The following is a 1,476-nucleotide window of genomic DNA, read 5'->3' on the forward strand; positions in this document are numbered from 1 at the left end:
CGGTCGCGGCGATCCTGGATGACACCGGCACGGCCGGGCACACCCTGGGCACGCTGCGCCGGGGTGAGGACGACCCGAGCCGCCTGCTGACCAGCCTCGCGACCGCCCACACCCTCGGCCTGCCCGTCGACCTGACCAAGGTCCTGGCACCCACCCCGACCGTCGACCTGCCCACCTACGCCTTCGACCGGCGCCGCTACTGGCTGACGGCCCCCGCCCACCAGGTGCGGGACGTCAGCGCGGCCGGGCTCCAGGACGCCGGGCACCCGCTGCTCAGCGCGGCCGTACCGGTCGCCGACGACCAGACGGTGGTGCTCACCGGGCGGCTGTCCGTGCGTACCCACCCGTGGCTGGCCGACCACGTCGTCGGCGGGGCGGTGATCGTTCCCGGCACCGGCCTCATGGACATGGTGGTCCGCGCGGGCGACGAGGTCGACGCCGGTCAGGTGGGCGACCTGACCCTGATCAGCCCGCTCGTGCTGCCCGCCACCGGCGCCGTCCAGGTGCAGGTGCGCGTCGGCGCGCCCGGCGACACCGGCGAGCGGACCGTCACCGTGCACTCCCGCCCCGAGGAGGGCGGCGACGCGGAGTGGATCCGGCACGCGGAGGGCCTGCTGCTGCCGCAGATGCCCGACCCCGCGGTCGTCCCGGGCGAGTGGCCGCCGGCCGGCGCCGTCGAGGTCGACACCGACCTCGACGCCTGGTACGCGCACACGGCCGAGGCGGGCCTCGGCTACGGCCCCGCGTTCCGGTGCCTGCGCCGGGTGTGGCGTCGCGACGACGAGGTGTACGCCGAGGTGGCGCTGCCCGACGCGGACGCCGCCGAGGCGTCCCGGTTCGGCCTGCACCCGGCCCTGTTCGACGCGGCCCTCCAGGCCGCCGGGCCCGGCGCGCTGCTCGGCAACCCGGGGGACGCGGACGGCGCCGGCTGGTTGCCGTTCGCCTTCCGCTCGGTCGCGCTGCACGCCCACGGCGCCACCCGGCTGCGGGTGCGGCTGCGGGCGCTCGGCCCGGACACGGTCGCCGTCACGCTGGCCGACCCGGCCGGTCAGCCCGTCGTCACGGTGGAGTCGCTGACCTTCCGCCCGGTCGCCGCCGGCCGGGCCGACGAGGCCGCCGCGCTGCGGCGCACCTCGGTGTTCCACCTGGACTGGACGCCGCTGCCGGCGATCGAGGCGGCCGCCGGGAACACGACGCGCTGGGCGCTGCTCGGCGACGATCCCCTCGGCCTGGCCGACGCGCTGGCCGCCGCCGGGCACCCGGTGGCGAGCCACCCGGACCTGGCGGCGCTGATCGACACGCTGGACGCCGCCGCCGACGTACCGGAGGTGGTGGTCGACCTGCGGGCCGGCCCGGACGCCGACCCGTCGCGGGCCGACGCGGACGCGCACGACGCGGCCCGCGACGCCCTGGCGCTGGTGCAGCGGTGGCTCGCCGAGCCGCGGCTGGAACAGACCCGGCTCGTCCTGCACACCC

General features: G+C 78.0%; 1 protein-coding gene. It reads left to right on the forward strand.

The window, feature by feature from the left end:
- The coding region (locus B0E53_RS36465) for a polyketide synthase dehydratase domain-containing protein (RefSeq protein WP_210406368.1) at positions 1-1,476 on the forward strand (1,476 nt) is incomplete at both ends.

Source organism: Micromonospora sp. MH33, assembly GCF_003013775.1.
GTDB classification, from domain to species: domain Bacteria; phylum Actinomycetota; class Actinomycetes; order Mycobacteriales; family Micromonosporaceae; genus Micromonospora; species Micromonospora fulviviridis.